The organism is Cloacibacterium sp. Arc13, assembly GCF_041431305.1.
GTDB classification, from domain to species: Bacteria; Bacteroidota; Bacteroidia; order Flavobacteriales; family Weeksellaceae; genus Cloacibacterium; species Cloacibacterium caeni_B.
In genome coordinates this window covers 1-26,012 of record NZ_JASMRM010000012.1, presented here as the reverse complement: position 1 = coordinate 26,012, position 26,012 = coordinate 1, and the positions used below count along the sequence as shown (strand labels likewise).

17 protein-coding genes and 2 tRNA genes are annotated in these 26,012 nt (G+C 31.9%); 15 read left to right on the top strand and 4 right to left on the bottom strand.

Annotated features, from left to right (window positions below):
* The first annotated feature begins 26 nt into the window (after positions 1-26).
* The 6 genes from QO190_RS09575 to QO190_RS09550 all read left to right on the top strand — a co-directional run bounded on the left by QO190_RS09575 (position 27) and on the right by QO190_RS09550 (position 14,244).
* A complete protein-coding gene (locus tag QO190_RS09575; RefSeq protein ID WP_371463031.1) occupies positions 27-467 on the top strand; it encodes a hypothetical protein in 441 nt (146 codons plus the stop codon).
* Positions 468-527: 60 nt separating this feature from the next.
* The gene (locus QO190_RS09570) at positions 528-1,322 is read left to right on the top strand and encodes a thymidylate synthase (protein WP_069797779.1); all 795 of its coding nucleotides are present in this window, start codon (positions 528-530) and stop codon (positions 1,320-1,322) included.
* Positions 1,323-1,506: 184 nt separating this feature from the next.
* The gene (locus tag QO190_RS09565; RefSeq protein ID WP_371463033.1) at positions 1,507-4,008 is read left to right on the top strand and encodes a M1 family metallopeptidase; all 2,502 of its coding nucleotides are present in this window, start codon (positions 1,507-1,509) and stop codon (positions 4,006-4,008) included.
* A gap of 165 nt (positions 4,009-4,173) precedes the next feature.
* Complete coding sequence (locus QO190_RS09560; RefSeq protein ID WP_371463058.1) at positions 4,174-5,499, top strand: hydroxymethylglutaryl-CoA synthase family protein; 1,326 nt, start codon at positions 4,174-4,176, stop codon at positions 5,497-5,499.
* 441 nt (positions 5,500-5,940) lie between these two features.
* Positions 5,941-9,819 (top strand): T9SS type B sorting domain-containing protein, encoded by a 3,879-nt coding sequence (locus QO190_RS09555; protein WP_371463035.1) that lies wholly within the window; start codon positions 5,941-5,943, stop codon positions 9,817-9,819.
* Positions 9,820-10,023: 204 nt separating this feature from the next.
* Complete coding sequence (locus QO190_RS09550; RefSeq protein WP_371463036.1) at positions 10,024-14,244, top strand: T9SS type B sorting domain-containing protein; 4,221 nt, start codon at positions 10,024-10,026, stop codon at positions 14,242-14,244.
* A gap of 50 nt (positions 14,245-14,294) precedes the next feature.
* Here the strand turns inward: QO190_RS09550 and QO190_RS09545 are convergent, their stop codons facing one another.
* A complete protein-coding gene (locus QO190_RS09545) occupies positions 14,295-15,968 on the bottom strand; it encodes a glutamine--tRNA ligase/YqeY domain fusion protein (RefSeq protein WP_371463038.1) in 1,674 nt (557 codons plus the stop codon).
* Between the two features lie 231 nt (positions 15,969-16,199).
* Here QO190_RS09545 and QO190_RS09540 point away from each other — a divergent pair, with 231 nt between their 5' ends.
* From QO190_RS09540 to QO190_RS09525, 4 genes are read left to right on the top strand one after another with little or no spacing between them, the layout of a single operon-like run.
* Positions 16,200-16,829 carry a response regulator gene (locus QO190_RS09540; RefSeq protein WP_371463040.1) on the top strand — a complete coding sequence of 210 codons (630 nt, stop codon included), beginning with the start codon at positions 16,200-16,202 and terminating at the stop codon, positions 16,827-16,829.
* Positions 16,830-16,848: 19 nt separating this feature from the next.
* Positions 16,849-17,670 (top strand): hypothetical protein, encoded by an 822-nt coding sequence (locus tag QO190_RS09535; protein ID WP_371463042.1) that lies wholly within the window; start codon positions 16,849-16,851, stop codon positions 17,668-17,670.
* 4 nt (positions 17,671-17,674) lie between these two features.
* Positions 17,675-18,328: a hypothetical protein gene (locus QO190_RS09530; RefSeq protein ID WP_371463044.1), complete on the top strand. Its 654-nt coding sequence runs from the start codon at positions 17,675-17,677 to the stop codon at positions 18,326-18,328.
* An 18-nt stretch (positions 18,329-18,346) separates the two neighbouring features.
* Positions 18,347-19,138: a sensor histidine kinase gene (locus QO190_RS09525; protein WP_371463045.1), complete on the top strand. Its 792-nt coding sequence runs from the start codon at positions 18,347-18,349 to the stop codon at positions 19,136-19,138.
* Positions 19,139-19,255: 117 nt separating this feature from the next.
* Here the strand turns inward: QO190_RS09525 and QO190_RS09520 are convergent, their stop codons facing one another.
* From QO190_RS09520 to fbp, 3 genes are all read right to left on the bottom strand, one after another.
* Entirely contained in the window at positions 19,256-20,332 is a 1,077-nt protein-coding gene (locus QO190_RS09520; RefSeq protein WP_371463047.1) for an o-succinylbenzoate synthase, read from the bottom strand.
* Positions 20,333-20,554 carry a PLDc N-terminal domain-containing protein gene (locus QO190_RS09515; RefSeq protein ID WP_371463049.1) on the bottom strand — a complete coding sequence of 74 codons (222 nt, stop codon included), beginning with the start codon at positions 20,552-20,554 and terminating at the stop codon, positions 20,333-20,335. It lies immediately after the preceding gene.
* Between the two features lie 85 nt (positions 20,555-20,639).
* Positions 20,640-21,656 (bottom strand): class 1 fructose-bisphosphatase, encoded by a 1,017-nt coding sequence (fbp, locus tag QO190_RS09510; RefSeq protein WP_069797829.1) that lies wholly within the window; start codon positions 21,654-21,656, stop codon positions 20,640-20,642.
* Between the two features lie 127 nt (positions 21,657-21,783).
* Here fbp and QO190_RS09505 point away from each other — a divergent pair, with 127 nt between their 5' ends.
* From QO190_RS09505 to QO190_RS09485, 5 genes are all read left to right on the top strand, one after another.
* Positions 21,784-23,022, top strand: a complete 1,239-nt coding sequence (locus QO190_RS09505; RefSeq protein ID WP_371463051.1) for an aspartate kinase — start codon at positions 21,784-21,786, stop codon at positions 23,020-23,022.
* 6 nt (positions 23,023-23,028) lie between these two features.
* Entirely contained in the window at positions 23,029-24,843 is a 1,815-nt protein-coding gene (locus QO190_RS09500) for a lysophospholipid acyltransferase family protein (RefSeq protein ID WP_371463053.1), read from the top strand.
* Between the two features lie 123 nt (positions 24,844-24,966).
* Positions 24,967-25,039 (top strand) — tRNA-Phe (locus QO190_RS09495).
* Positions 25,040-25,114: 75 nt separating this feature from the next.
* A tRNA-Phe gene (locus tag QO190_RS09490) sits at positions 25,115-25,187 on the top strand.
* Positions 25,188-25,435: 248 nt separating this feature from the next.
* The coding region (locus QO190_RS09485) for a phage integrase SAM-like domain-containing protein (RefSeq protein WP_371463055.1) at positions 25,436-26,012 on the top strand (577 nt) is incomplete at its 3' end.

The window sequence follows — 26,012 nt, the reverse complement described above, 5'->3', positions numbered from 1 at the left end:
TTTAGACTTTAGTCAAAAATTATATTATGAACAAAGCTGAACTTTTAGAACTGGTAAAACAAAAAATTTCTGAAAAAATTCAGAAATTAGAACAACTCATTGCTGAAACCAGAGCTTCTAATAATGATACCAAAAGTTCTATGGGAGACAAGTATGAAACTTCCCGAGAAATGCTTCAGCAAGAAATTAATAATCTTCAACTTCAACTGAATGAACAGCTGAAATCTCAACAGATTCTTAAAAATATTCAGACTATTTCTCATAAAACCGTCAATTTAGGAAGTTTGGTGGAAACAGATAAAGGCAAATTTTTCATTGCAGTTTCTTTAGGCGAGTTGAGTTTTAACCAAGAAAAAATATTCATCATTTCAGCAGAATCTCCTTTAGCAAAAGCGATGAATGGTAAAAAAGAAGGCGATGCATTCATTGTGAATAACTTAACTCATTTCATCAAAAATATTTGGTAAAAATTTCATTAATTTGTAGAAGTCAACTCGGAACTTAGAACCAAGAATATTGAAACCATTATGCAAAACTACCTCGATTTACTCCAACATATTTTAGACCACGGAACCGATAAAACAGACAGAACAGGAACGGGAACCAGAAGTGTTTTTGGTTACCAACTGCGATATGATTTGTCTAAAGGTTTTCCTTTGGTAACGACCAAAAAAGTACATTTGAAATCTATTATTTATGAATTGTTGTGGTTTCTAAAAGGCGATACAAACATCAAATATCTTACAGATAATGGTGTTTCCATTTGGAATGAATGGGCAGACGAAAATGGAAATCTTGGTCCAGTTTACGGAGCACAATGGAGAACTTGGGAAGGCAAAGATGGAAAAGTGGTAGACCAAATCGTAGAAGTAGTAGAGCAAATCAAGAAAAATCCAGATTCTAGAAGACTCATCGTTTCTGCTTGGAATGCAGCAGAAATTCCCAATATGGCTTTAGCGCCTTGTCATGCATTATTTCAGTTTTATGTAGCAGATGGAAAATTGTCATTGCAATTGTATCAAAGAAGTGCTGATGTATTTTTGGGCGTTCCTTTTAACATTGCGAGTTATGCGTTGCTTTGTATGATGGTGGCGCAAGTTTGTGGTTTAGAAGTGGGTGATTATGTGCATACTTTTGGAGATGTTCATATTTATAACAACCATTTTGAGCAGGTAAAATTGCAACTTTCTCGTGAACCGAGAGCATTGCCAACTATGAAACTCAATCCAGAAATTAAAGATTTATTTGATTTCGATTTTGAAGATTTTACGTTAGAAAATTACAATCCACATCCTGGAATTAAAGCACCAGTTGCAATTTAAATTTTAAATTCATTAAATATTTGAGAATCGAAATTTATTTCCTCTAAGATTTAGAGAGTAAATTTTGATTTTTTTTAAGATTTTGCCAAAGTTAATTTGAGAATAATTTTAACTTTGGCAAAGTTTTTATACGTAACAAAGAGTACATAAATGGGACTAATTAACCGAAATACAAAATATTAAAATGAAGAAACTACTCATTGCAGCCTTATTTTTAGGGCTTTTTTCTACTGACAATTTCACTTTTGCGCAAACCGAAACTTCTGGCAGAACTGGTGTTTACAGAGCTACCCATACCAAATCTACAGAGTTGAAACACACCAAATTGCGTGTGAATTTCAATTTTGAAAAAGAACAAATGAACGGCGAAGCTTGGATTACCGCTTCTCCTTTTTTTTATGCTTCTAATGAATTGGTTTTAGATGCTAAAGGAATGATTATTAATGAGGTAGCATTAGAGAAAAATGGTGCAAGAACTCCTTTGAAATATGATTATAAAGAAGATATTCTAAAAATTTCTTTGGATAAAACTTACCAAAAAAATCAAGATTATACGGTTTATGTCAAATATGTAGCGAGACCAAATGAAGTAAAACAAAAAGGCTCTGCTGCCATTAATGATGCGAAAGGACTTTATTTCATCAATGCTCAAGGGAAAGATGCAGATAAACCTACACAAATCTGGACTCAATGCGAAACAGAATCTTCTTCTTGTTGGTTTCCTACGATAGATAAGCCAAATCAGAAAACCACACAGGAAATTTACATGACGGTTCCTAAACAATATGTAACCCTTTCTAACGGAATTTTAAAAAGTTCTGAAAATTTAGGAGAAAACCTGAGAACGGATCATTGGGTAATGGACAAAAAACACGCTCCTTATTTATTTTTCATGGGAGTAGGAGAATATTCCGTGATTAAAGATAAATGGAGAAATATAGACGTAGATTATTATGTAGAAAAAGAATACGAACCGTATGCAAAACAAATTTTCGGGAATACTCCAGAAATGATAGAGTTCTTTTCTAAAAAATTAAACTATGATTTTCCTTGGGCTAAATACTCTCAAATTGTAGGTAGAGATTATGTTTCTGGTGCTATGGAAAATACTACTGCAGTGATACACGAAGAATCTGCACAGCAAAAAGCGGGTGATTTAGCAGACGAAAATAAGTGGGAAGATGTAATCGCTCACGAATTATTCCATCATTGGTTCGGAGATTTGGTAACCGCAGAAAGTTGGAGTAATCTTACGGTAAATGAGAGTTTTGCAGATTATTCAGAATATCTTTGGAACGAATACAAGTACGGAAAAGACGAAGCCGATTATAAAAGATTAAAATCTCTTAGAAATTCTAAAGCAGACCCCAAAAATTTTGGTAAAGATTTGGTGAGATTTAATTATACCGATAGAGAAGACATGTTTGATGGCGTTTCTTACAATAAAGGTGGCGGAATTCTGCACATGCTAAGAAATTATTTGGGAGATGATGCATTTTTCGCTGGACTTTCAGATTATCTTAAAACCAATGAATACGGAACTGGAGAAGCGCATCAACTGAGACTTTCTCTAGAAAAAGTTTCTGGGAAAGATTTAAACTGGTTCTTTAATCAATGGTATTTCGGGAAAGGTTATCCTAAGTTAGAAGTAAAATCTACTTTTGACCCGATGAAAAAACAAGTCACCATAAATGTTGCTCAGACACAAGAAGAAAAATTTGAGTTTCCATTGTCGATTGATGTTTTAGAAAATGGTAAAATTTCTAGAAAAGAATTTTGGGTAACGGCAAAAGCGAAAAATGACTTCGTTTTTGATGTGACTAAAAATCCTGAATTGATTAATGCAAATCCTGAAGGTTTATTGCTCAGCGATATTAAACAAGACAAAACCCCAGAACAATTATATCTACAATACACCACTGCTAAAGATTTGTACAGCAAATACACGGCTATAGAAGAAGCAAAAGACCAAGTTTCTAAAAATCCATTTGCAGACAAGTTATATGCAGCAGCTTTGAAAGATAAGTTTTACAGAAATAGATTGTTAGCATTAGAAGGTTTACCAGAAGATCCGAAATCATTTTTGGCAGATGTAGAAAAATTAGCGCAAAATGATGAGAAAAATTTGGTAAAAGGAGCTGCAATCGGTGTTTTAGCAAAAACTAAAAACCCTAAATATTTACCATTATTTGAAAAAGGAATCAATGCAGTTTCTAATTCGGTGAAAGGAAATTCACTTTCCGGAATTGCTCAAGTTGCTCCTGAAAAAGTAGTAAATTATGCCGAAAAAATAGATTTGGAAAGCGCTTCGGAAGATTTAGTGATGACACTTTTGCCGGTGATTGTAAAAAATAAAATCACTGCTCAAATGCCAAATATTGCCTCTCTTGTAGCGTTTTATCCTTTTATTGGGTTTCAAAATCCTAAACTAGCAGCACCTGCAGAAGAAGGTTTCAATTGGATTATGGATTCTGATAATACAAAAGCAGTACATAATCTTACGAAAGTTTTAGGACAAGCGAAAAGTCAAATTGGCGATAATGTACAAGCCAAAATGATGATTGTTCAAATGCTGAAAAAAGGTTTAGAAAGAAAGATGAAACTATTCAGAGAGAATCCTTCCAGCACCAGTCTAAATACACAAATAGAAATGCTGAATAAAGCGATTACTTCTTACAGCAACTAATTAATTTGTTCTAATAAATTGAAGCCCTTTTTACATTTTTTGTAAAAAGGGCTTTTTTGATGCTAAAAATTATTTAGATTTAAAATAAAAAACAAAATTCTTAGTATAATTCTTTTGTCAGGAAATTTCAACTCGTTAAATTCGTACAAAAATTGAGGAATTATGATGAAAATCGGAATCGAAGCGGCAAGTTTTTTTGTGCCAAGTTTATATTTAGAAATTAAGGATTTAGCCGAAAAAAGGGGAATAGAACCTGCAAAATTAGAAAAAGGTTTAGGACTGAAGAGGATGGCTTTTCCCGATGTACACGAAGACGCAGCCACTTTTGCCGCAGAAGCACTTTTAAAACTCATACAAGATTATAAAATAAATCCCAAAGAAATTTCTAGAATTTATCTAGGAACAGAATCTGCGCTAGATGCTGCAAAACCTACCGCTACTTATGCCATGCAAATGGTAGAAAAAGAGCTAGAAAAAGAATTTGGAGCGAGATGTTTCAAAAATTGTGATGTAGTAGATATGACTTTTGCGTGTGTAGGTGCTGTAGATGCGCTGCACAATTCTCTTGATTTTGTAAGAGCGAATCCGGAGAAAAAAGCAATTGTAATTGCTTCTGATTATGCTAAATATGAATTGGCTTCTACTGGAGAATATACGCAAGGTGGTGGTGCAGTTGCAGTTTTGGTTTCGGCAAATCCTACATTGTTGGAAATTGAAAATAAATTTGGAGTCGCTACAGAAAGCGTTTTTGATTTCTTTAAACCAAGAAGAGAAACGACTAAAGATTTGGTGCAGAATTTACCACACAGTTTCGCCGAAAAAGTAGAGATTTTTACAGATGAACCTGTTTTTGACGGTCAATATTCTAATCAATGTTACCAAGATAGAATTAGAGAAGCGTACCAACATTACAAAGAAGAAAGTGGAAGAGAAAAACCTTATGAAAATTGGCGATTTCTGATTTTCCACCTTCCTTATGCATTCCACGGGAAGAGATTATTTACTGAGATTTTTGGGATAGAAAACGGAATGAATGCCACCACTTCTGAAGATATAAAAGCCATCGCTCAAACCGATGAATATAAAAATTTAGTTGCCGAAAAAATAGAAATTACGCAACGTGCAAGTTCAGAAATTGGGAATATGTACACCGCTTCTATTTTTATGGCATTGCTTTCTGCTTTTCAAGTTTCTTATGAAAATGGGGAAGATTTAGCCGGAAAAGAACTAGGATTTTTAGCCTACGGAAGCGGAAGTAAATCTAAAGTTTTTGCTGGGAAAATAGGTGATAATTGGAAATCTGTAGTAGAAAAATGGAATATTTTCGAAGTGCTGAATCAGCGCAGAGCAATAGATTTTGACACGTATGAAAATCTCCACCGAAAAAAACTCAGTACTTCTGTGAATCCAGATTGGAAAGGTTTTGGATTGGTAAAAGTAGAAAAAGAAAGCCCAGTTTTAGTGGGAGCAAGATATTATGAAAGAAAATAGAAAAGCTGAGAAAAATCTCAGTTTTTTTTATTGATTTTGTAACTATAATTTATTATATTTGGATATAAATGAACTTTAATGAGATTTAGATGTCATTTTATATCTGTTATTACAATTTTGTTGTCTAGTATTGGTTTTTTTAAGTCCCAGAATCAATCAGATTTCTATATATCTGATATTAGAAATGAACAAAATGTTATTATCGATTGTGATTATCCTTTCGTGAGCGATAATTGTGTTCTTTTGAAAGCTAATTATCCTTCTTTTAAGCTTACTAATAAATACGCTGTATCTTCTATTAATTATACACCATATTCTGTTACAAATAAAGTAGTTATAAAAGATAATCTAGACGATTCTTTTTCAGGAATTATTAATTTACCATTTAAGTTTTGTTTTTATGGTCAAGCTTATAATAAGTTAGTAATAGGTTCTAATGGAATGATAAGTTTTGATATCAACCAAGCAAATCAAGCAAATGCACCTAATATATCTGAGGCTTTGCCGAGCTCAAGTTTGCCCAAATCTACAATTTTTGGAGTATTACAAGATATGTATTTTTCTTTATCAGATGATTCGGAAATTAATTATTCGGTAATTGGTAATGCGCCTTTTAGAAAATTTGTAATTAATTTTTATAAAGGGAGAATGTCTGGATGTGATGATTTAACATCTACCTCACAAATAGTACTCTCAGAAGGAAGTAATAATATAGAGGTTTTCGTGGAGAATAAACCTTTTCCTTGTGAATTGGCACAGTTTAAAAACTCTCTTATAGGAATAAATGATGAATTAGGAGATTCAGGAATGGCAGTTCCCAACAGAAATACTGGTTTATGGGAAGCTAAAAATGAAGCTTGGCTATTCAGTCCTGATGGAGAAAATGTAGTACCTAGTTTTTCTTGGTATGACGCAAATGGGAATTTAATTGGTACATCTAAAGATCAAATAGTTTGTCCTGCAAAAGATACAAATTATAAATTAGATTTTATTTATACCATATGTAATGGGGAAAGTTTTAATTTTACAGATGAGATTGATCTCAAGTTTTCTCCAGATTATCCTGCTGTACAAGAGTATATTAAGACGATATGTAATAATAGAGTAAAAATTGTTTTATCAGACTATAAAGCATTTCTTACCTCTAATGATATTTCAAAATTTAATTTTGAATTTATAGATGCAATAACTAATGAAGTTTTAGATGAAAATACACCGTTTACGATTAATGCCTCTAAAGATATTAAAGTAAGAATTTCTAATAAGAATAATAGTAATTGTAGTAGGACCACCAATCTTTCTTTACAGTTTTTTCATCAAAACATTCTCACAAATCAGGTTCTCGTTTGCGATTTATGGAATGATGGAAAAGAAAATGACTATTCGTTAAGTAATTTAAATGAAAAATTGGTTGAGGTAGATTTTCAAGGCGAAATTTCCTATTTTTTATCTTATAGAAATGCAGTAGATAATATAGATTCTATTACAGCATATGATTTAACAAATGGGACACAGTTTTATGTAAGACTCGTAGGAAATAATTGTGCCAATGTATTTGGTCCTATAACCATTAATTTTTCTTCTCCACCTAAGGTCACATCACCATTAAATCTTCAAGTAGAAATTTGTGATTTCAATAATGATGGAGTAGAGGATTTTGACTGGGCATTTTTTTTAAAAGATAAAGTCACTACAGAGCAAGGAGTTTCTATTCGAGTTTTTAATACTTACGATGAGGCACTGAATGCATCTTTAGACCAGTCAGGTCTTACTAAAATAGTAGAAGGTAAGTATAAAGTCTATGCCAGAGTAGAGTTTTCTGGGGGTTGTTTTTCCATTGCAGAAATCAATATGGATGTGGTTTTTGGGACCATAAAACTTAGAGAAGTAGACACTTATATTTGTTTTGATGGTACCGAAGATATTGAAGTAAATCTTTTAGACATTGCTAATAAAATGCTTATTAGTCCTTCTAGTAATATAACAGGACCTTTCTTTTTTGCGAGCAACCAAGATGCGGTAGATAATTTGCCAGCAAATATGCTTTCTCCTAATCAGATTATTAAAGATGATGGAAATTTCATTCTTAAAACCTTTTATGTAAGATTTAATAATGGAGATAATTGTTATGTTATAAAACCCATAAAAATTTATCTGGTTCATTTAGTTAAAAATAAAGATCAGTTTAATGTTTGTGATTTTAAGAATGATAACTTGGAAACTGTTACTTTAAGTGCTTATGCAAGACTTGTCAATAATCAAAGTGGTTCAAAAGTTTTATATTTTAATACAGAAGCACAAGCGATAGCTAATGTCTCAGGAACAGATATTAAATCTCTTAATGTAACTTCTAGCCAAATGGTTTATGCAAGAATTACTATAAGAACTTGTTTACTTATCATACCTGTTACTTTTACCTTAGTGAAAACTCCAGATGTTCTTTCTGAGTTAACAATAAACCTTAAAGACATTTGTGATAATAACGCAGATGGAAAAGAAAATATAGATTTAAGTTCTTATGCCGCTGAAATAAATTTAAATAATGAATTGGTAGATTTTACTTATTACAAAACATACAATCCTCTAAATAATACATTCTCTAATCCCTATTCTAATATTTCTAATATAGAAGTGCAGGATGGAAGTATAATTTATGTAAAAGTAAAATATAAAAATTCAGATTGTTTTTCAGTGTCGAAAATCATTGTCAATATAGATTATCTTCCTACAATAAAACTTTCTAAAACGGTAACTTTAAAAGCTTGTGATGATGATTTTAATTTTGGTGAATATTTTGATTTAGCAGAATCTACCCCTCAGTTATATGATCAAAACTTAAATTCTGTGCCTTTATCTGATCTTATTATTACCTACTATGAACATGAAGATGATGCAAACGCTGGCACAGGCACAGGAGAAATAAATGCTTTATATCATACCCATACTGCAAATGCTTTTGTTTATGTACGATTTCAATCAAAAACCTACGGTTGCTATTCTGTGGCTCCAATTAATTTATTATCTTACTTCCCTACAAAAGCAAAAAATTCTGTCATTTCTATTTGTGATAATAACTTAGATGGGTATTATGATGTGAATCTTCTAAAGTATAAGGATTCTATGGTTCAAAATCCAGATGTAAATAATGTATATAAATTTTATTTAAGTACTGAGGATATCCGTATTCCAGGAAAGGAAATAAAAAATCCTGAAAATTTTGAGATCAATCCTTACATTTCTAAAATTTGGGTTTATATAGAAAATTTAACTAATTGCGGAAGCATTGCAGAAATAAATTTTAAAAAAGGAAGTGTTTTGACTTTAAGTCAAAACCAATTCTCTATCGATAATATTTGTGATACAAGTAATGATAAAAAGGAGCAAATAAATCTCACAATTTTTGAAAATAATTTTAGTTCTTCATATACCTACGAATATTTTGAAAAAAACAGTGATATGTGGCAGAATCAGAATAAAATACTAAATCCCGCCGCCTATTCTTTTGATGAAACTAAAGGCATTTCTACATTCTTTGTAAAAGTTTCTCAAGATGGTCTTTGCCCGAGTTTTTATACCATAAATGTTCATTTAAATAAAACACCTATTATTAGCTTACCAGACTATTACTATTGTAAAAATGATTTAGTAGGATTAGAAATAAAACCAGATTTTTCAGGGTTAAATACTATTTATTATTATTGGAAGTTTCCAGATGGAACAATAGTAGAAGGGTCTGATAAAAATTATCTTACAGGATTAAGAACAGTAGGAACTTATACCTTAACATTAACCAATTCTTCTAATTGTACCTATACTACAACTTTTAAAATCCTGAATATAGATACACCAGAAATCATATCATTAACAGGACAAGATGATTATTACATTGTAAAAGCTGAAGGAACTTCGGGAAGAAAAATTGTTTACTCCAAGGATTTAATTAATTGGCAAGACAGTAATATCTTTTATAACTTAAAAGCAGGAGAATATAATTTTTATGTAAAGTATGCAGACTCTGACTGTTATAGCGATGTGAGAAAAGGTAAAATTTTTACATTACAAAACACTTTTACACCAAATGGTGATGGTATAAATGATTATTGGGTGCTCTCAGGATTAGATGTGTTTAATGATAATTCTACTTTGCAAGTGTTTGATAAGTTTGGAAACTTAGTATATCAGCAAGTGAGTAATAAAGAGTTTAAGTGGGATGGCAAGATACAATCAAGAAGTTTAAATACTGATGCATATTGGTTTGTAATCTCAGCAGGGGATCAGAGAGTTTATAAAGGATGGATTCTCCTCAAAAATAGAAATTAAAACATTTTTAACAAATTTAAGCTTTATCTTATCTGAAGTTTTTTTGTTAATATTTTAATTTTTAATATGTTAATGATAACTATCAACGTAAAATGATAGATACTTAACAAAGAATTTAGGGTATTAATGAAATCTTAACATATGTTAATTTTTTTTGTCTTCTTTCGGTTAAAATTCTCTAATTTTGAACGGTAAATAGACCTCATGAAATTCAAAAAAAACTATAGCTTTTTTATTGCCATTTTACTAGTTTCTTTCAGTTTTTTTAAAGCCCAAACCGCATCAGACTTTTTTATTTCTGATGCCAAAAATGAAAAAGAAGTCTTAGTAAACTGTAACTATCCTTTAGTTAATGGTAATTGTGTAGCATTATCAGCAAATTATCCTTCTTTTAAACAAACAGATAATTATGCAGTATCCTCTATTAACTATACTCCTTACGCAGTAGTTAATAAAACTGTTATTAGAGGTGATTTAGACGATTCTTTCTCAGGAATAATTGATTTACCATTTAAATTTTGTTTTTATGGACAAGTTTATAATCAATTGGTTATAGGCTCTAATGGAATGATAAGTTTTGATACTTATCAGGCCAATCAAGCGAATGCTGCCAATTTTTCAGATGCTTTACCAAATCAAAATTTACCTAAAGAAGCAATTTTTGGAGTCTTACATGATATGTTTTTTTCGGAATCAAATGGTTCGGAAATTAATTATGCGGTAATAGGAACGGCACCATATAGAAAATTTGTGGTTAATTTCCGAAATGGTAGAATTTCTGGATGTGATTCTGAGGCTTCGTCATCTCAAATCGTTTTATCAGAAGGAAGCAATAATATAGAAATTTTTGTAGAAAATAAACCACTTGCATGTGATCTTACAAGATTTAAAAATGCAGTAATAGGAATTAATGATGCTACTGGAGACTTAGGACTTGCAGCTCCAGGAAGAAATACAGGTATTTGGTCTGCGCAAAATGAAGCTTGGGTATTTACTCCAAATGCGGATTCATTAACACCAGATATTATTTGGTATGATAGTAATAATAATATTATTGGGACAAATAAAAATTTGACGGTTTGTCCTACCAAAAATGAAACGTATAAAGTAGAGATTATTTACACCAATTGTAATAATGAAAAAATAATTTATTCTGATACCATAAATGTTAATTTTGCTGCAGATTATCCACTCGTAAAAGACTATAGCAAAATTTTTTGTAATAGTACGGAGCAAGTAATTTTGGCAGATTATAAAAGCTCCATTGTAACTGGAGATGTTTCTCTTTTTAAATTTGAGTTTAGAGACGCTCTTACCAACCAGGTTTTAAACGAGAGCACACCAATATTGATTACATCTAATCGAAATATTAAAGTTACAGTTTCTAATAAGAATGATGTTAATTGTAAAAAAGTGGCTAATCTATCATTTCTTTCACAGAATATTTACAATTACCAGCCAGTAATATGTGATTTTGCTAATGATGGAATAGAAAACAATTTTTTATTAAGTAATTTAAATTCACAATTAGTAGGAACAAATTATCAAGGAACAGTTTCTTATTTTACGTCTTATAATAATGCAACCAATAATCAAAATGCAATTGTAAATTATAACTTAATTAATGGAACTCAATTCTATATAAGGCTTGTTCAAGGGGAATGCGTAAATATTTTAGGCCCAATCGAAGTTAGATTTAACTCATCTCCTGTTGTAAATAATGCTTCATTAGACGTGACAATATGCGACAATAATGATGACGGAGCAGAAAATTTTAATTGGGCGGAAAACTTAAAAAATAAATTAACTACAGAATCAGGAATGTCTATAAGGGTTTTTAATACTTATCAGGAGGCATTCACTGCATTATCTAATCAATTAGGACTTACCCAGATTAGGGAAGGAAATTATAAAGTATATGCTAGAGTACAAAGTAATTCTGGTTGTTTCTCCATTGCCGAGGTTAATATGAATGTGTCTTTCAATTCCATTGAGGCAAATGATATAACTAAATTTATATGTTTTGATGGTAATCAGGATAAAACCATTGATCTAGAGAGTTACTATAATGAAATGTTGATAAATCCTTCAGGAGAAGATGTTGCTTTTTTTGGATCTGTTAGTAATGCGCAAACTAATTTACCATCTAGAGAAATTAGTTCTACTCAGATAATTACCGATAATGGCGATTATATAAGCAAAAATTTTTATGCTAGATTTAGTAATGGCGATTGTTATACCATAAAGAGAATAAGAATAATTCTTGTAAAACTTACTGTAAATAAAGATAAATTTGAAGTCTGCGATATAGGAAATGACGGCTTAGAGAAAATTACACTAAGCAAGTATACTCGTGATATTAACAGTCAAAGCGGAACTAAAGTTGCTTTCTATAGCACACAATCAGAAGCAGATAATAATGCAACCTCTGTCTTAAGATTAATTGATCTTACTTCGAGTTCTACAGTGTATGCTAGAATAAGTTTATCAGATTGTGTTTTAGTAGTTCCTATTACTTTCAACCTAGTACGGACTCCAGATATCGATACCGAAATACAACAAGATTTCCCTATTTATTGTGATAACAATTCAGATGGAAAGGAAAATATTGACCTAACGCAGCTTCAACCAATAATTAATACAAATAATGAGCTGGTGGAGTTTTCTTATTTTAAAAGCTATAATGCACAAAACGGTACTTTTGCAGACCCTTATTCAGAACCATCAAATACAGAAGTTCAAGATGGAGAAATTTTATATGTAAAAGTTAAATATAAAGATTCTGATTGTTTTTCTGTTGCAAAAGTTACGGTAAGATTACCCGTCATTAACGATGTAATTAATTTAAATCAAAACGCGGTTTTAAAAATATGTAATGAGGATTTTTCGGTCAGTGAAACCTTCAATTTAGAAGAGGCAGTCTCTCAACTATTTTACCAACAAAATAATAATGTTTTGTTAGATAATCTTCAAATTACTTATTACGTAAACGAAAATTTTGCAAATCAAGGAACCTCAGCAGGAAAAATTTCTGCGCCTAACTCTTATATCTCTTCCGCTGCTAACACTTATGTTTACGCTAGGTTTCAGTCAGAATACGGATGTTATTCTATAGCTCCAATTAATTTATTATTTGTACTCCCAGCTAAAGCAATTAATTCAGAAATTACTATTTGTGACAATAATTTAGACGGAGAGTACGATGTAAATCTGCTTGCATATAAAGATAGTATGGTACAAAATCCTAGTGAGGAGAATATATTTAAATTTTACAAAGTGTTACCTGGTAATAATTCTCTTGGAGAAGAAATTACAAATCCTGAACATTTTATACTTGATGCTAATACTTCTAAAATTTGGGTATATGTAGAAAATTTACCTAACTGCGGAAGTTACGCAGAGATTAATTTTAAGAAAGGGGAAGTATTGACTCTTGATCAAAAACAATTTTATATAGATAATATTTGTGATACAAATAATGACAAAAAAGAAATAATAGACCTTACTGGTTTCGAAAGTAATTTTAGCTCGCCTTTCACTTATGAATATTATGATAATCAGTCTGATTTATGGCTGGGTCAAAATAAAATTCAAAATCCTACATCTTATGCTTATGATGGAAATAGTGGTAATTCTACTATATATGTGAAGGTTTCTCAAGAAGGATATTGTCCAGATTTTTATACCATAAATGTTGTTTTGAAGACAACACCTATGATTGAAATTCCAGACTATTATTATTGTAAAAATGATATGGTAGGTTTAGAGATAAGACCAAATTTCAATGGGCTAAATGTGGTGAACTATCATTGGGAGTTCCCAGACGGAACGATTAAAGATGGAGTTGATTATTTAACAAATATCAAAACCTTAGGAACATATACATTAACATTAACCAATTCACTAGGTTGTACATATACTACAACGTTTAAAGTTTTAAATGAAGAAACTCCTAGAATTGTATCTTTAACTGGAAAAAATGATTATTATGCCATAAAAGCTGAAGGAATAACAGGACGAAAAATTGTTTATTCTCTAGATTTAATTCATTGGCAAGACAGTAATGTATTTTATAATTTAGAGGCTGGTGATTATACTTTTTATGTAAAATATGCAGATTCAGATTGCTATGGAGATTCTATTAAAGGAAAAATTTTTAATCTGAAAAATGCTTTTTCACCAAATGGAGATGGAATTAATGATTATTGGGAGCTAACTGGATTAGATGTTTTCAGTAACAATTCTACGTTGCAGATTTTTGATAGGTACGGCAATATGGTGTACAAAGAGGTAAGCAATACTGAATTTAGATGGGATGGAAAATCAAATTCTAGAGTATTAAATTCAGATACTTATTGGTTTGTTATAACAGCTGGAGATGAGAGAATTTACAAAGGATGGATTTATCTTAAGAATAAAAAATAAAACTAAAAAAGCTTCACCATCGTGAAGCTTTTTCTATATAACTTAAAATTTTAATCAATTTTAAAACTGTCTTTCAGCGTAACCGTTCTGTTGAAGATTAATTGGTCTGCTGTAGAATCTTTATCTGGAGTAAAATAACCAATTCTTTGGAACTGATAATGGTCTCCCACTTTTGCATTTTTAAGGCTTGGCTCAGCAAAACCTTGAACTTTTTTCAGAGAATCTTTGTTCACGAATTCCATGAAATCTGTTTCCTTTTCTGCATCTGGTTGTTCGTGAGTAAATAATCTGTCGTAAATTCTTACTTCAATTGGTAAAGCGTGTTTTGCAGAAACCCAGTGAAGCGTTCCTTTTACTTTTCTCATACTTGCCTCAGTTCCGCTTCCAGATTTAGATTCTTCGTCATAAGTAGCGTAAATGGTAGTGATTTCGCCATTTTCATCTTTCTCTACTCTGTTGGCTTTAATAATGTAAGCAGATTTTAGTCTTACTTCTCCACCAATGGTTAATCTGAAGAATTTTTTCGGAGCTTCTTCCATGAAATCCTCTCTTTCGATGTAAAGTTCTCTGCTGAAAGGCACTTCTCTAGTTCCTGCTTTTTCGTCTTCAGGATTATTTTCAGTTTCTAGCCATTCTTCTTTATCTTCAGGATAATTTTCGATGATAAGTTTTACAGGATTTACCACAGACATTACTCGGGTAGAAACTTTGTTGAGGTCTTCTCTTACGCAGAATTCTAGCAACTGAATATTGATGAGGTTTTCGCGTTTTGCAACGCCCACTCTGTCAATAAATTCTCTGATGGCTTTCGGAGTGTAACCCAATCTTCTCATTCCAGAAATGGTAGGCATTCTAGGATCATCCCAGCCTGTTACTACGCCTTCTGCTACTAATCTTTGTAATTTACGTTTAGAAGTTACCATGTAAGTAACGTTCATTCTCGCAAATTCTCTTTGTTTATTTCTTACTTTTCCTTCTTCATAAACTTGGTCTAAATACCAATCATAAAGAGGTCTGTGGTTTTCGAATTCTAATGAACAAAGGGAGTGTGAAATTTGCTCTATATAATCAGATTCACCATGAGCCCAATCGTACATAGGATAGATTTTCCATTTTTCGCCAGTTCTGTGGTGTGGTCTTTTCAGAATTCTGTACATAACAGGGTCACGCATGTTCATATTCGGCGAAGTCATGTCTATTTTAGCTCTTAGAGACATTGTACCTTCTTCGAATTCTCCGTTTTTCATTCTTTCGAATAAATCTAGTGATTCTTCTATAGGTCTGTTTCTAAATGGCGATTCTATACCAGGTTCTGTAGGATTTTTTCTTTGTTCTGTAATCACTTCAGAAGGTTGCTCATCTACATAGGCTTTTCCTTGTTTAATCATTTCTACAGCCCAATCATACAACTGCTGGAAGTAATCAGAAGCGTACAACTCTTTGTCGTATTTAAAGCCAAGCCATTTAATATCTTCTTTGATGGCATCTACGAATTCTTGCTCTTCTTTTTCGGGATTGGTGTCGTCAAATCTTAAATTAACAGGAGCACCATATTTTTCTCCTAAACCGAAGTTGATGCAAATCGCTTTGGTATGTCCTACGTGTAAATAACCATTAGGTTCTGGCGGAAATCTAAAACGCAATTTAGATTTATCTAAACCATTTTCTAAATCATTTTCGATGATTTGTTCAATAAAATTGAGCGGTTTTTTTTCTTCTTCCATAATCAGTTCTTGAATAGCGCAAATTTAAGAAAATTATTAGGCTTATAAATATGATAATCTGCTTTAATTATACTATAAGCAGTATTTGTTTGTTTTTTAAGCTATTTAGTGTAATTTTAGTAATAAAGTTGAGATATTTCGATAAAAAATATTATTTTTATTTCTTAATTTGTGTTAAGAAACTTAAAAATTAAGTTTTTGACTAGAGTTTTTCCTTTAAATTGCTTAAAAATGTCTATCAAAGTTGCCGTAGTAGAAGATGAAAAGCATTATAATAATGCACTAAAAAAAATTATTGACAACGATTCGGAGTTGAACTGTGTAGCTCAATTATATTCAGGGGCAGAATCTTTAGCTTTATTAAAAGAGATGAAACCAGATGTGGTTTTGATGGATATTAAACTTCCTGATATGAGCGGTATAGAAGTGGTTTCTAGAGTTATAGATAATATGTCAGAAACCAAATTTATAATGTGTACCAGTTTTGAAGATGATGCGCATATTTATGATGCGCTAAAAACAGGTGCTTCTGGCTATCTTATCAAAGGAGAAACGATGGATAAAATTATTGCTTCCATAAAAGATGTTTACCAAGGTGGCGCACCGATGAGTTTTGGAGTTGCAAAAAGAGTTTTACAATATTTTAGAGAAGAAAAAACAATTGTGAATCAACAACTGAACGATTTGTCAAAATCCGAATTTGAAATTTTAGAACTCTTGGCAAAAGGCTATTTGTATAAAGAAATCGCAGAAATAAAACAAGTGACCATAGATACTATAAAAAAACATGTGAGCAATATTTACAAAAAACTTCATGTGAATAATAAAGTTGAAGCCATAAATATTCTTAAAAACTTATAATAATTTCTTATAACTCAGTATGAAAAAATTAATTAAATTTCCATGGTTAGCAGGTCTTTTGCTTTGTTTATTTTTAATAGCTTGTGTAGATAAAAAACAGTTACCAAAAGAGGATGTATTACTTGCTCATGTTCCTATGCCTGCGAAATTAGATTCTGCTATGCGTCACAGTTTTGATAAGGAAACCTACAAAATTCTTAAAAAATTAAATGCTAAAAATGAGAAATCTTTTAAAGTAAATAAAGAAAATTATTTGCAAATGATTGAACAGATTCCTGCTGGTGCAGATAGAGTAGCATTTAGTTTTGTACAGTTTAATAAAGATAAGTTTCCTAATCAATATCAAGAGTTGGCTCAATTTGATGGGGAATTCTATATGCTATATTATTATATGGATAAATCTGGTAAAAACATTACTGGAAGAGCCTACGCTATGTTAGATGTAAAGCAAACCATAGAAATTGATGAAAAGGATTATGAAATTATGGAGAATGATTATATAAATAACATAAAACCTTATATTGACAAAGTAGTGAAGGGTACGCAAGGAAACACTCTTAGAGTGAAAATGATGAAAAATGAACTGCTGGCCTATAAAAATAGAGCGATGACAAAGAAGAATGTAAAAAACTTTAAAATTACTCTAGCTCAGTGGGTTAATTATGAGCCTCTTCTCTCCAAGACAGAATCAAGTATACTTAGAAAAAAATTAAAATTATATTCAGATGAAAATGTGGGACAAATGACCTTTATTACAGACTGCCAGAATCCTGAAGGCGGAGATGTAGAAAGTTTGTCTGGCTTTGATTTAAATCATTTTTGTCCTCAAGATTGCCCATAATAGTATGTTATTCAAAATTTTATCGCTCATTTATGACACTGTAATTTTTACAGCAATGTCATATTCTATTTATCTGTGGCTCAAAAAAGGTTATACTCATAAACAAAGGTTTATGTATATATACCTTATTGCTGTTTTTTTCGTAGATGTTTTAGGGGTTTATATCAGACAGGCTTTTCAAATAGATCAGTTCTATTTGTATGTGCCTTTTAATATTTTATCTATTGTATATTTTAGTTATTTTTTTTGGGTAGATTACCAGAATAATATTAATAAATATTTTCTTTACGGGATTTCGTCTCTTACCATGTTGGTAATAACTTATATACAATTAGAGACGCCTATTATTAAGATAGATACCCGAATATTTGTAGCTTTAGTTCTATTTTTTCTTCTTATTAGTTTACAATGGTTGCTGTATATTATTAACCATATTGATGAAGAAAACATTACCCAAAAACAAGCTTTTTGGGTAAGCGTAGCTTTAATTATTTGGAGTGTTTTCGCTTTGTTTAGACTATTTCTTAATCAGTGGCTTTATGATTATGATAGAGATGTTTTTTCCATTATAGCCTATTTGTTCAATATAGCAAATATTACCATGTATCTTTTTTTCTTACAAGGTCTAAGGGTAATAAACAAAAAAAAGATAGCATAATTCATAAAATAGTACGTTTTGATTAGACATTTGCCAGATGCCGTTTTATTAGTTTTAATCTTTGCAATCGTTATTTTACTAATGTTTGTAGGGTTTATTATTTTAGTAGTCATGGTATATAGAAAGAAACAAATGGTTTTTATCAAAGAAAAATTGCTCCAAAAAATAGAATATCGAAACCAAATTCTAGAAAAAGAATTAGAAATACAAAAGAAAATTCAAGAAGAAAGAGAAAGAATCTCTCATGATATGCATGATGATTTAGGTGCGGGAATCTCTGCGCTAAAACTTCAAGCAGAATTTTTAAAACAAAAAGTAAACGAACAACACCTGAAAGAAGATATTAATGATTTACTTAAAACATCAGAAGAAATGAATCTTTCTATGAGAGAAATGCTTTGGAGTCTTAATTCCAATAATGACACTCTGGGCAATTTTATTCAGTATTTGACCATTTATTCCGAAAATTTTTTCAAAAAAACAGAGATTGAGATTAAGATAGATAGAAAAGTAGACCATCCTGATAAACAACTGAATGCAGAAACCAGAAGACATCTTTTTTTATGTGCCAAAGAAGCCTTAAATAATATTTACAAACACAGTCAGGCTAGAAGTCTTGGTATATTTTTTCTTTTAGAGCAAGATATTTTTACCTTAGAAATTATTGATGATGGAGTAGGAATAGAAAATAAAAAGAAATCAGGAAATGGCCTGCATAATATGGAAAGAAGAATGAATGCAATAAAGGGTAGTTTTGAGATAAAACCCTCTAAAAAAGGGTTGCATCTCTTCTTTCAGGTACAGCTGTAAAATTACACAAAAGTGTAATGGTATGGTAAAGTTTTCTTTTATACCTTTGTTCACGGTAGAAACAACCATGAAAACATTCTGAAAACACAAATTTAAACACTGGAAAAAATGAACGTCTTAGCAATAAGACGTTTTTTTATGCCACATTTGGTCGCCTTCTAATTGCAAATGAGTTTCAAAATTATTCGTGAAAAGTGCACCTGTTCCCAATCCTTGAGGTAAAGGATTTTTCTTGGTATAAGTGTACTGGCAAATCGCATTCAAACCAATATTACTTTCTAAAGCAGAAGTAATCCACCAGTTGATTCCTAAACTTTCTGCAATGGCAATCCATTCATCAGAACCCGAAAATCCGCCCACTAAAGCTGGTTTTAGAATAATGTATTGTGGTTTAATGGTTTCTAAAAGTTTCTTTTTTTCTTCAAAATCTATCACGCCGATAAGTTCCTCATCTAAAGCAATGGGAGTAGGTGTTTCTGCGCATAATTTCGCCATGTCATTCCAAGGAACACAGCAGTCCGTTGAATTTATTTCATCCGTTTCTTGGCTCTTTTTACTTTTTACTTGGCTCTTTTTTATCGGTTGCTCAATCGAATGAATTCCTAAATCTGCTAATTCTTGTAAAACAATTGTAGCTTCTTCATAAGAAAAAGCGCCATTAGCATCTACTCTGAGTTCCAATTGTTCTTTTGGGAATTTTTCTCTGAGTTTTTTGATGATTTCTTTTTCAGATTTCCAATCTACCCCTATTTTTAATTTGATGCATTCAAAACCTTTTGCTAATTTTTCTTCAATTTGAGATTGCATAAAATCTGCATTTCCCATCCAGATGAGTCCATTGATTTTTATAGAATCTTTACCATCAGTAAAATCACTCGGAAAATACAAATCTTCGCCATGTTCTAGGTTAAGAAGCGCTTGTTCTAATCCAAAAATAATAGAAGGATAATGCAGCAGTTCTTTTTTTAATACTTCAAAATCTGAATTGATATTTTCGCAAAGCCAAGTGAGTTTTTCTTCATAATCAGGAACGTCGTCATAGCTCAATCCTCTGAAAATGGCACATTCGCCAATTCCTTTTTTGTCTCCTTCAGAAATTTCTAATAAATAAGTTTCCTTAGTAGTAAGAACTCCTCTAGAAGTTCCACTGGCTTGTTTAAAGATGAGTTCGTGTCTGGTAAATTGAGTGTTCATTTAATTTGTTTTTTGTTGGCCTGCAAAAATAAAATACAGAATAGAGCCTAAAACGGGCAACAAAAGTACAATTAAAACCCAAATAATTTTATTGGTAGAATCCTTAAAATTGCTTTTTAAAATGTCAATAATGGCAAATATCCATAAAACAGAAGGTAAAAGAATAATGAACAAAACGAAAACCAAGTGCAGAATAGACAAGGACAAAAAAGTGAGAATCATGATAATATTTTGATATAAAAATAATAAAAAAATCGTAAAATCAAGAGAGACTTTACGATTTTATAATCAGCAATTTTATAAATTTCTAAGGTTTTAAAGCTTTTGCCATAAATTCTTCGGCTTTGGTTACCATTGCAGCACTTCCGCAGAAGAAAGGAACTCTTTGGTGCAATTCTGTAGGTTCTATTTCCAGAATTCTTCTGTAGCCATCACTCGCTTTTCCGCCAGCTTGTTCTGCTAATAATGCCATTGGATTGCATTCGTATAACAATCTCAGCTTTCCTTTTGGAGATTGTGACGTGGAAGGATAGATGTAAATTCCTCCTTTAATCATATTTCTGTGAAAATCTGAAACCAATGAACCAATATATCTAGAAGTATAAGGTCTGTCTCCTTCTTCTAACTGACAATACTTAATGTAATCTTTCACACCTTGAGGAAATTTAATGTAATTTCCTTCGTTAATGGAATAAATTTTTCCCGTAGTTGGGAATTTCATATTCGGGTGAGAAAGGTAATACGTACCAATAGATGGGTCTAAAGTGAATCCATTCACGCCATTTCCTGTGGTGTAAACAATCATGGTAGAACTTCCGTAAACTACATAACCAGCTGCTACTTGTTTTACACCTTTTTGTAAAAAATCTTTCAATTGAACAGGTGTTCCAGGCTCCGTAACACGTCTGTAGATAGAGAAAATGGTTCCTACTGAAACATTTACATCAATATTAGATGAACCATCTAATGGATCAATCAAAACCACATATTTATTAAGGTGAGCGTTGCTTGTCGCTTTAATTTCTATAAAATCATCACTTTCTTCAGAGGCAATTCCGCAGACTACTTCGCGCTGAGAAAGTGCTTCTATAAAAAGATTATTGGCTAAAACATCTAGTTTTTGTTGGTCTTCACCTTGTACATTCTGGTTTCCGGCATGACCGATGATTTCTGCGATTCCCGCCTTGTTTACTTCTCTATTCACTACTTTAGAAGCCAATCTGATGGCGCTCAAAAGTCTAGAGAGTTCCCCTGTGGAATATTTAAAATCGTCTTGTTTGTCAATGATAAATTCACCTAAAGTTTGAAAAGTTTGTTCAGACATTTTTTTGGTATTTGCTTGTTTGTAAATTTCGTAATTTTTAGTCATATTTCCCAAAAAATATTCAATTGATTCATATGGAAATAATTTAATAAATTTGAAGGTTTGAATTGATTTTAGATAAAAGAAGATGAAAATTTTTAAATTCGGAGGAGCATCAGTAAAAGATGCAGAGAGTGTAAAGAATGTAGCGAAAGTGTTAAACTCGCAAGGTTTTGAAAAATGCCTATTAGTAGTTTCTGCCATGGGAAAAACTACCAATGCATTAGAAAAAGTAGTAGAATACTATTTTAAGAAGGAAGATTACCAAAATGAGGTAGAAAAAATAAAACAATCTCACTTAGAAATTACCAAAGGTCTTTTTGCCGAAAATCATAAAATTTTTGGGGAAGTAGCTTTGTTTTTTGATGATTTAGAAGCTTTTTTGAGAAGAAATAAATCGCCAAATTACAATTTTGTGTATGATCAAGTGGTGAGTTGTGGTGAAATGATTTCGTCTAAAATTTTGAGTGAGTATCTTAATGACATAAACTTTAGCAATGCTTGGCTAGATGCTAGAGATTACATCAAAACAGATGACACGTACAGAGAAGGCGTAGTAAACTGGCAAGAAACCGAAAAGAATATTAGCGGTCTAGACCAGAATCAATCGTATGTTACACAAGGTTTCATCGGTTCAGAAGCCAATAACTTCACCGTAACTTTAGGAAGAGAAGGTTCAGATTACTCTGCTGCGATTTTTGCGTATTGTTTAAATGCTGAAGCCATGACCATTTGGAAAGATGTTCCAGGTGTGATGACAGGTGATCCTAGAAAATTTGAAAACGTAACCTTGCTTTCTAATATTTCTTACGAAGAAGCCATAGAAATGGCATATTACGGAGCTTCGGTAATTCACCCGAAAACCTTACAACCACTGAAGCAAAAGCACATTCCTTTTTATGTGAAATCTTTTGTAGAGCCAGAAAAACCTGGAACCAAAGTTGGAAATTCTGATGTAAACCAAAGCGAAGAAAGTTATATTTTGAAAGAAAATCAAGTGTTAATGAACATTTCTACGAGAGACTTTTCTTTCATTGCCGAAGATCACATTAGCCAGATTTTTAATCTTTTGGCAAAACATAAAATCAAAGTTTCTATGATGCAAAACTCTGCGATTTCTTTGGCGCTTTGTCTAGAAGATAAATTCGGGAAAATTGATGAGGTAAATCAATCGTTGACTCAACAATTCAGCACAGATGTAGTGAAAAATGTTTCGCTCTACACGGTAAGAAATGCCAATATGGACGAGCTTTCTAATTTCTATGCTGACAAAAAAATCCTTTTAGAACAAATTTCAAAAAACACAGTACAAATCGTTACGCAATAACCAAACATGAGCCTCATTTCTAAACAAGATTTTATCAAAGCAGCAGGATTGCAGAAATTCGGATTTATTAAAAGTCCGATTGCTTCTACCATTATGGGACTTACCAAATTGAATGATGTCAATAGATTGTATGACAGCATAAAACACCATGAAGGAGTAGCTTTTTTTGATGCTTTTCTCAAAAAATTAGAAATCCAATACGTAGCCTTCGAAGAAGATTTGGCTAAAATCCCTAAAACAGGACCTTTCATTTTGGTAGCCAATCATCCTTTAGGAGCGATTGATGGAATTTTGATGTGTAAAATCCTTACAGAAATTAGACCTGATTTTAAAATCATGGGCAATTTTCTTTTGCAGAAAATAGAGCCTATGAAAGATTATGTGATTCCAGTGAATCCTTTTGAAACTAGAAAAGAAGCATACAGCAGTATTTCTGGAATGCGTGATACTTTGAAACACCTTCAGGAAGGCGGTTGTATCGGTATTTTTCCTGCGGGAGAAGTGTCGAATCGTAACAATGTTTTTGATGAAGTTCTGGATAAGGAATGGGAAATTCCCGCGCTTAAATTGATAAAAAAAGCAAAGGTTCCAGTGGTTCCGATGTATTTTCATACCAAGAATTCGAGCAAGTTTTATAGCATTGCCAAAATTCATGCAGATTTGCAAACGCTCTTGCTTCCGTCTGAAATGATGAAGAAAAGAGACAAGCCTATTAGAATCAGAATAGGAAAGCCTGTTTCGCCAAAAATTCAAGAAGAATATGAATCGGTGAAAGAATTAGGCGATTTCTTGAGAAAGAAAGTCTACATGATGAAATCTTACTATGAAAGGAGAAAATCCATTGCGGAGCTCTTTAAACTGTCTAATTTGCCGATTAAATTTCCGCTGAAGTCTGGTCAAGAAGTGATTCAGAATATCATAGACGAAACGCCTCATGAAGACATTTTAAAGGATATAGAAAACCTTAAAAAGAAAGATAAACTCTTATTCTCCAACTCTAATTACGAAGCGTATTTCACCGAATATGACGAAATTCCTTCGATGATGAGAGAAATCGGAAGACAGCGTGAATTAACCTTTCGTGCAATAGGAGAGGGAACAAACCTGCCTTTTGATTTGGATGAGTACGATAAGCATTACCATCACCTCATTCTTTGGGATAATAGTGCTCAAAAAATTGCGGGAGCGTATAGAATGGCATTAGGTGCTCAAGTCATGAAGAAATTCGGAATTAGCGGCTTTTATACCAGTTCGTTATTTGAGTTTGACCAAGAAATACAGCCATTTTTTAGAAAAGTGATAGAAATGGGTCGTGCTTATGTAAATTTAGAATATCAACAAAAACCATTACCGCTCTTCTTGTTGTGGAGAGGAATTGTGCATGTTTGCCTCAAAAATCCTGAACATAAATTCTTAATGGGTGGAGTAAGCATCAGTAATAAATTCTCAGATTTTTCTAAATCTTTGATGATTGAATTTATGCGTTCGCATTATTATGATTCTGTGGTGGCGCAATACGTGCACCCTAAAAACGATTTTAAGGTAAAACTCAAAGTAAAGGAAAAACACCTCTTTTTCGAAGGTTTAGACAATGATTTGAATAAGTTTGATAAACTCATTGATGATTTAGAGCCAGAGATGAGAATGCCCGTTTTAATTAAAAAATACATCAAGCAAAATGCTAAGGTTATCGCATTTAATGTAGACCCTAATTTCAATGATGCGATAGATGGACTCATGTATATCAGAATAAGTGACCTTCCAGAAAGTACGATTAAGCCCGTTTTAGAAGAAATGAGCGAACAATTAAAAGAAAGTTAAAAAATAATGAACTTGAAAATCAATTGTTTTAGTATTTAGTTGAAATTTAAAGGGCAAATATTTGCATGGTATACAAAAAGTGTTTAATTTTGCACAACTTAAAAACTAAGACAAAAGAAAATTGGTTTCTTAGCTCAGTTGGTAGAGCAACGGACTGAAAATCCGTGTGTCCCTGGTTCGATTCCTGGAGAAACCACATACATTTTTCAATTTGCCCTTAAATTTTTAAAAATTTAAGGGTTTTTATTGAAAGTTTGTTTTAAATCATTTAGGTTTCTTAGCTCAGTTGGTAGAGCAACGGACTGAAAATCCGTGTGTCCCTGGTTCGATTCCTGGAGAAACCACGTTGAAATGTTCAATTTCAAGCAATTGCCCTTAAATCGCAAGATTTAGGGGCTTTTTGTTTTTATTAGATATCAAATAATATCAATTTTTCTCAATTCGTAAGGTGACCTATTCGGTTACCTCTAATTTTTTTAAGCATATAGGTAACCGAATTCTCTGGAAAAGCCCATGAATAAGCTTGTTTCATTTTTGAACATCTTGTGAAAAAGGGCACTTTAAATTTATTTTAACTTTTAAAGTCACCAGTATGAATGCAAAAATTTCGGTATTATTCTATGCGAAAAAATCCAAAACAAAATCTAATTTACGCGTTCCTATTTATTTGCGAATTACCGTGAATGGAAAGCGTGCAGAATTTTCTACTGGAAAAGATGTAGAGATTTCCAAATGGAGTTCCGCTCAAAATCGTTTAAAAGGTAATTCTGAAGAAGCGAGAGCTATAAATAAGTATTTAGACATCTTGAAATCTAATGTTCTAGTTTTGGAAAACAAATTAGCGCTATCAAGGGAAAGTTTTGATGCAATAGATATTAAAAACCTATTAACAGGTGCAAATACTACTCAAAGATACCTCATTCCAATTTTTGAAAAACACAACTCCAAAATAGAAAAACTTTTAGGTAAGGAATACGCACCAGCTACACTTAAGAATTTTAAAACTTGTTTGGCTCATTTGAAAGAATTTTTGTGGAAGTTTCATAAAAAATCCGACATTGATATTCAGAAACTGGAACCATCATTTCTAAACGATTTTGATTTTTTCTTGCGAACCAAACCCAATATCAATAATAATTCAGCAGTAAAACACACCAAAAATTTAAGTA

Bases quoted from the DNA above. Each gene is read 5' to 3' on its own strand.
- QO190_RS09555 (WP_371463035.1), top strand. From the start codon at position 5,941: ATGATAAGTTTTGATATCAACCAAGCAAATCAAGCAAATGCACCTAAT.
- QO190_RS09545 (WP_371463038.1), bottom strand. From the start codon at position 15,968: ATGGAAGAAGAAAAAAAACCGCTCAATTTTATTGAACAAATCATCGAA.
- QO190_RS09560 (WP_371463058.1), top strand. From the start codon at position 4,174: ATGAAAATCGGAATCGAAGCGGCAAGTTTTTTTGTGCCAAGTTTATAT.
- QO190_RS09575 (WP_371463031.1), top strand. From the start codon at position 27: ATGAACAAAGCTGAACTTTTAGAACTGGTAAAACAAAAAATTTCTGAA.
- QO190_RS09570 (WP_069797779.1), top strand. From the start codon at position 528: ATGCAAAACTACCTCGATTTACTCCAACATATTTTAGACCACGGAACC.
- QO190_RS09530 (WP_371463044.1), top strand. From the start codon at position 17,675: ATGTTATTCAAAATTTTATCGCTCATTTATGACACTGTAATTTTTACA.
- QO190_RS09500 (WP_371463053.1), top strand. From the start codon at position 23,029: ATGAGCCTCATTTCTAAACAAGATTTTATCAAAGCAGCAGGATTGCAG.
- QO190_RS09535 (WP_371463042.1), top strand. From the start codon at position 16,849: ATGAAAAAATTAATTAAATTTCCATGGTTAGCAGGTCTTTTGCTTTGT.
- QO190_RS09565 (WP_371463033.1), top strand. From the start codon at position 1,507: ATGAAGAAACTACTCATTGCAGCCTTATTTTTAGGGCTTTTTTCTACT.
- QO190_RS09505 (WP_371463051.1), top strand. From the start codon at position 21,784: ATGAAAATTTTTAAATTCGGAGGAGCATCAGTAAAAGATGCAGAGAGT.
- QO190_RS09550 (WP_371463036.1), top strand. From the start codon at position 10,024: ATGAAATTCAAAAAAAACTATAGCTTTTTTATTGCCATTTTACTAGTT.
- QO190_RS09515 (WP_371463049.1), bottom strand. From the start codon at position 20,554: ATGATTCTCACTTTTTTGTCCTTGTCTATTCTGCACTTGGTTTTCGTT.
- QO190_RS09520 (WP_371463047.1), bottom strand. From the start codon at position 20,332: ATGAACACTCAATTTACCAGACACGAACTCATCTTTAAACAAGCCAGT.
- QO190_RS09540 (WP_371463040.1), top strand. From the start codon at position 16,200: ATGTCTATCAAAGTTGCCGTAGTAGAAGATGAAAAGCATTATAATAAT.
- fbp (WP_069797829.1), bottom strand. From the start codon at position 21,656: ATGTCTGAACAAACTTTTCAAACTTTAGGTGAATTTATCATTGACAAA.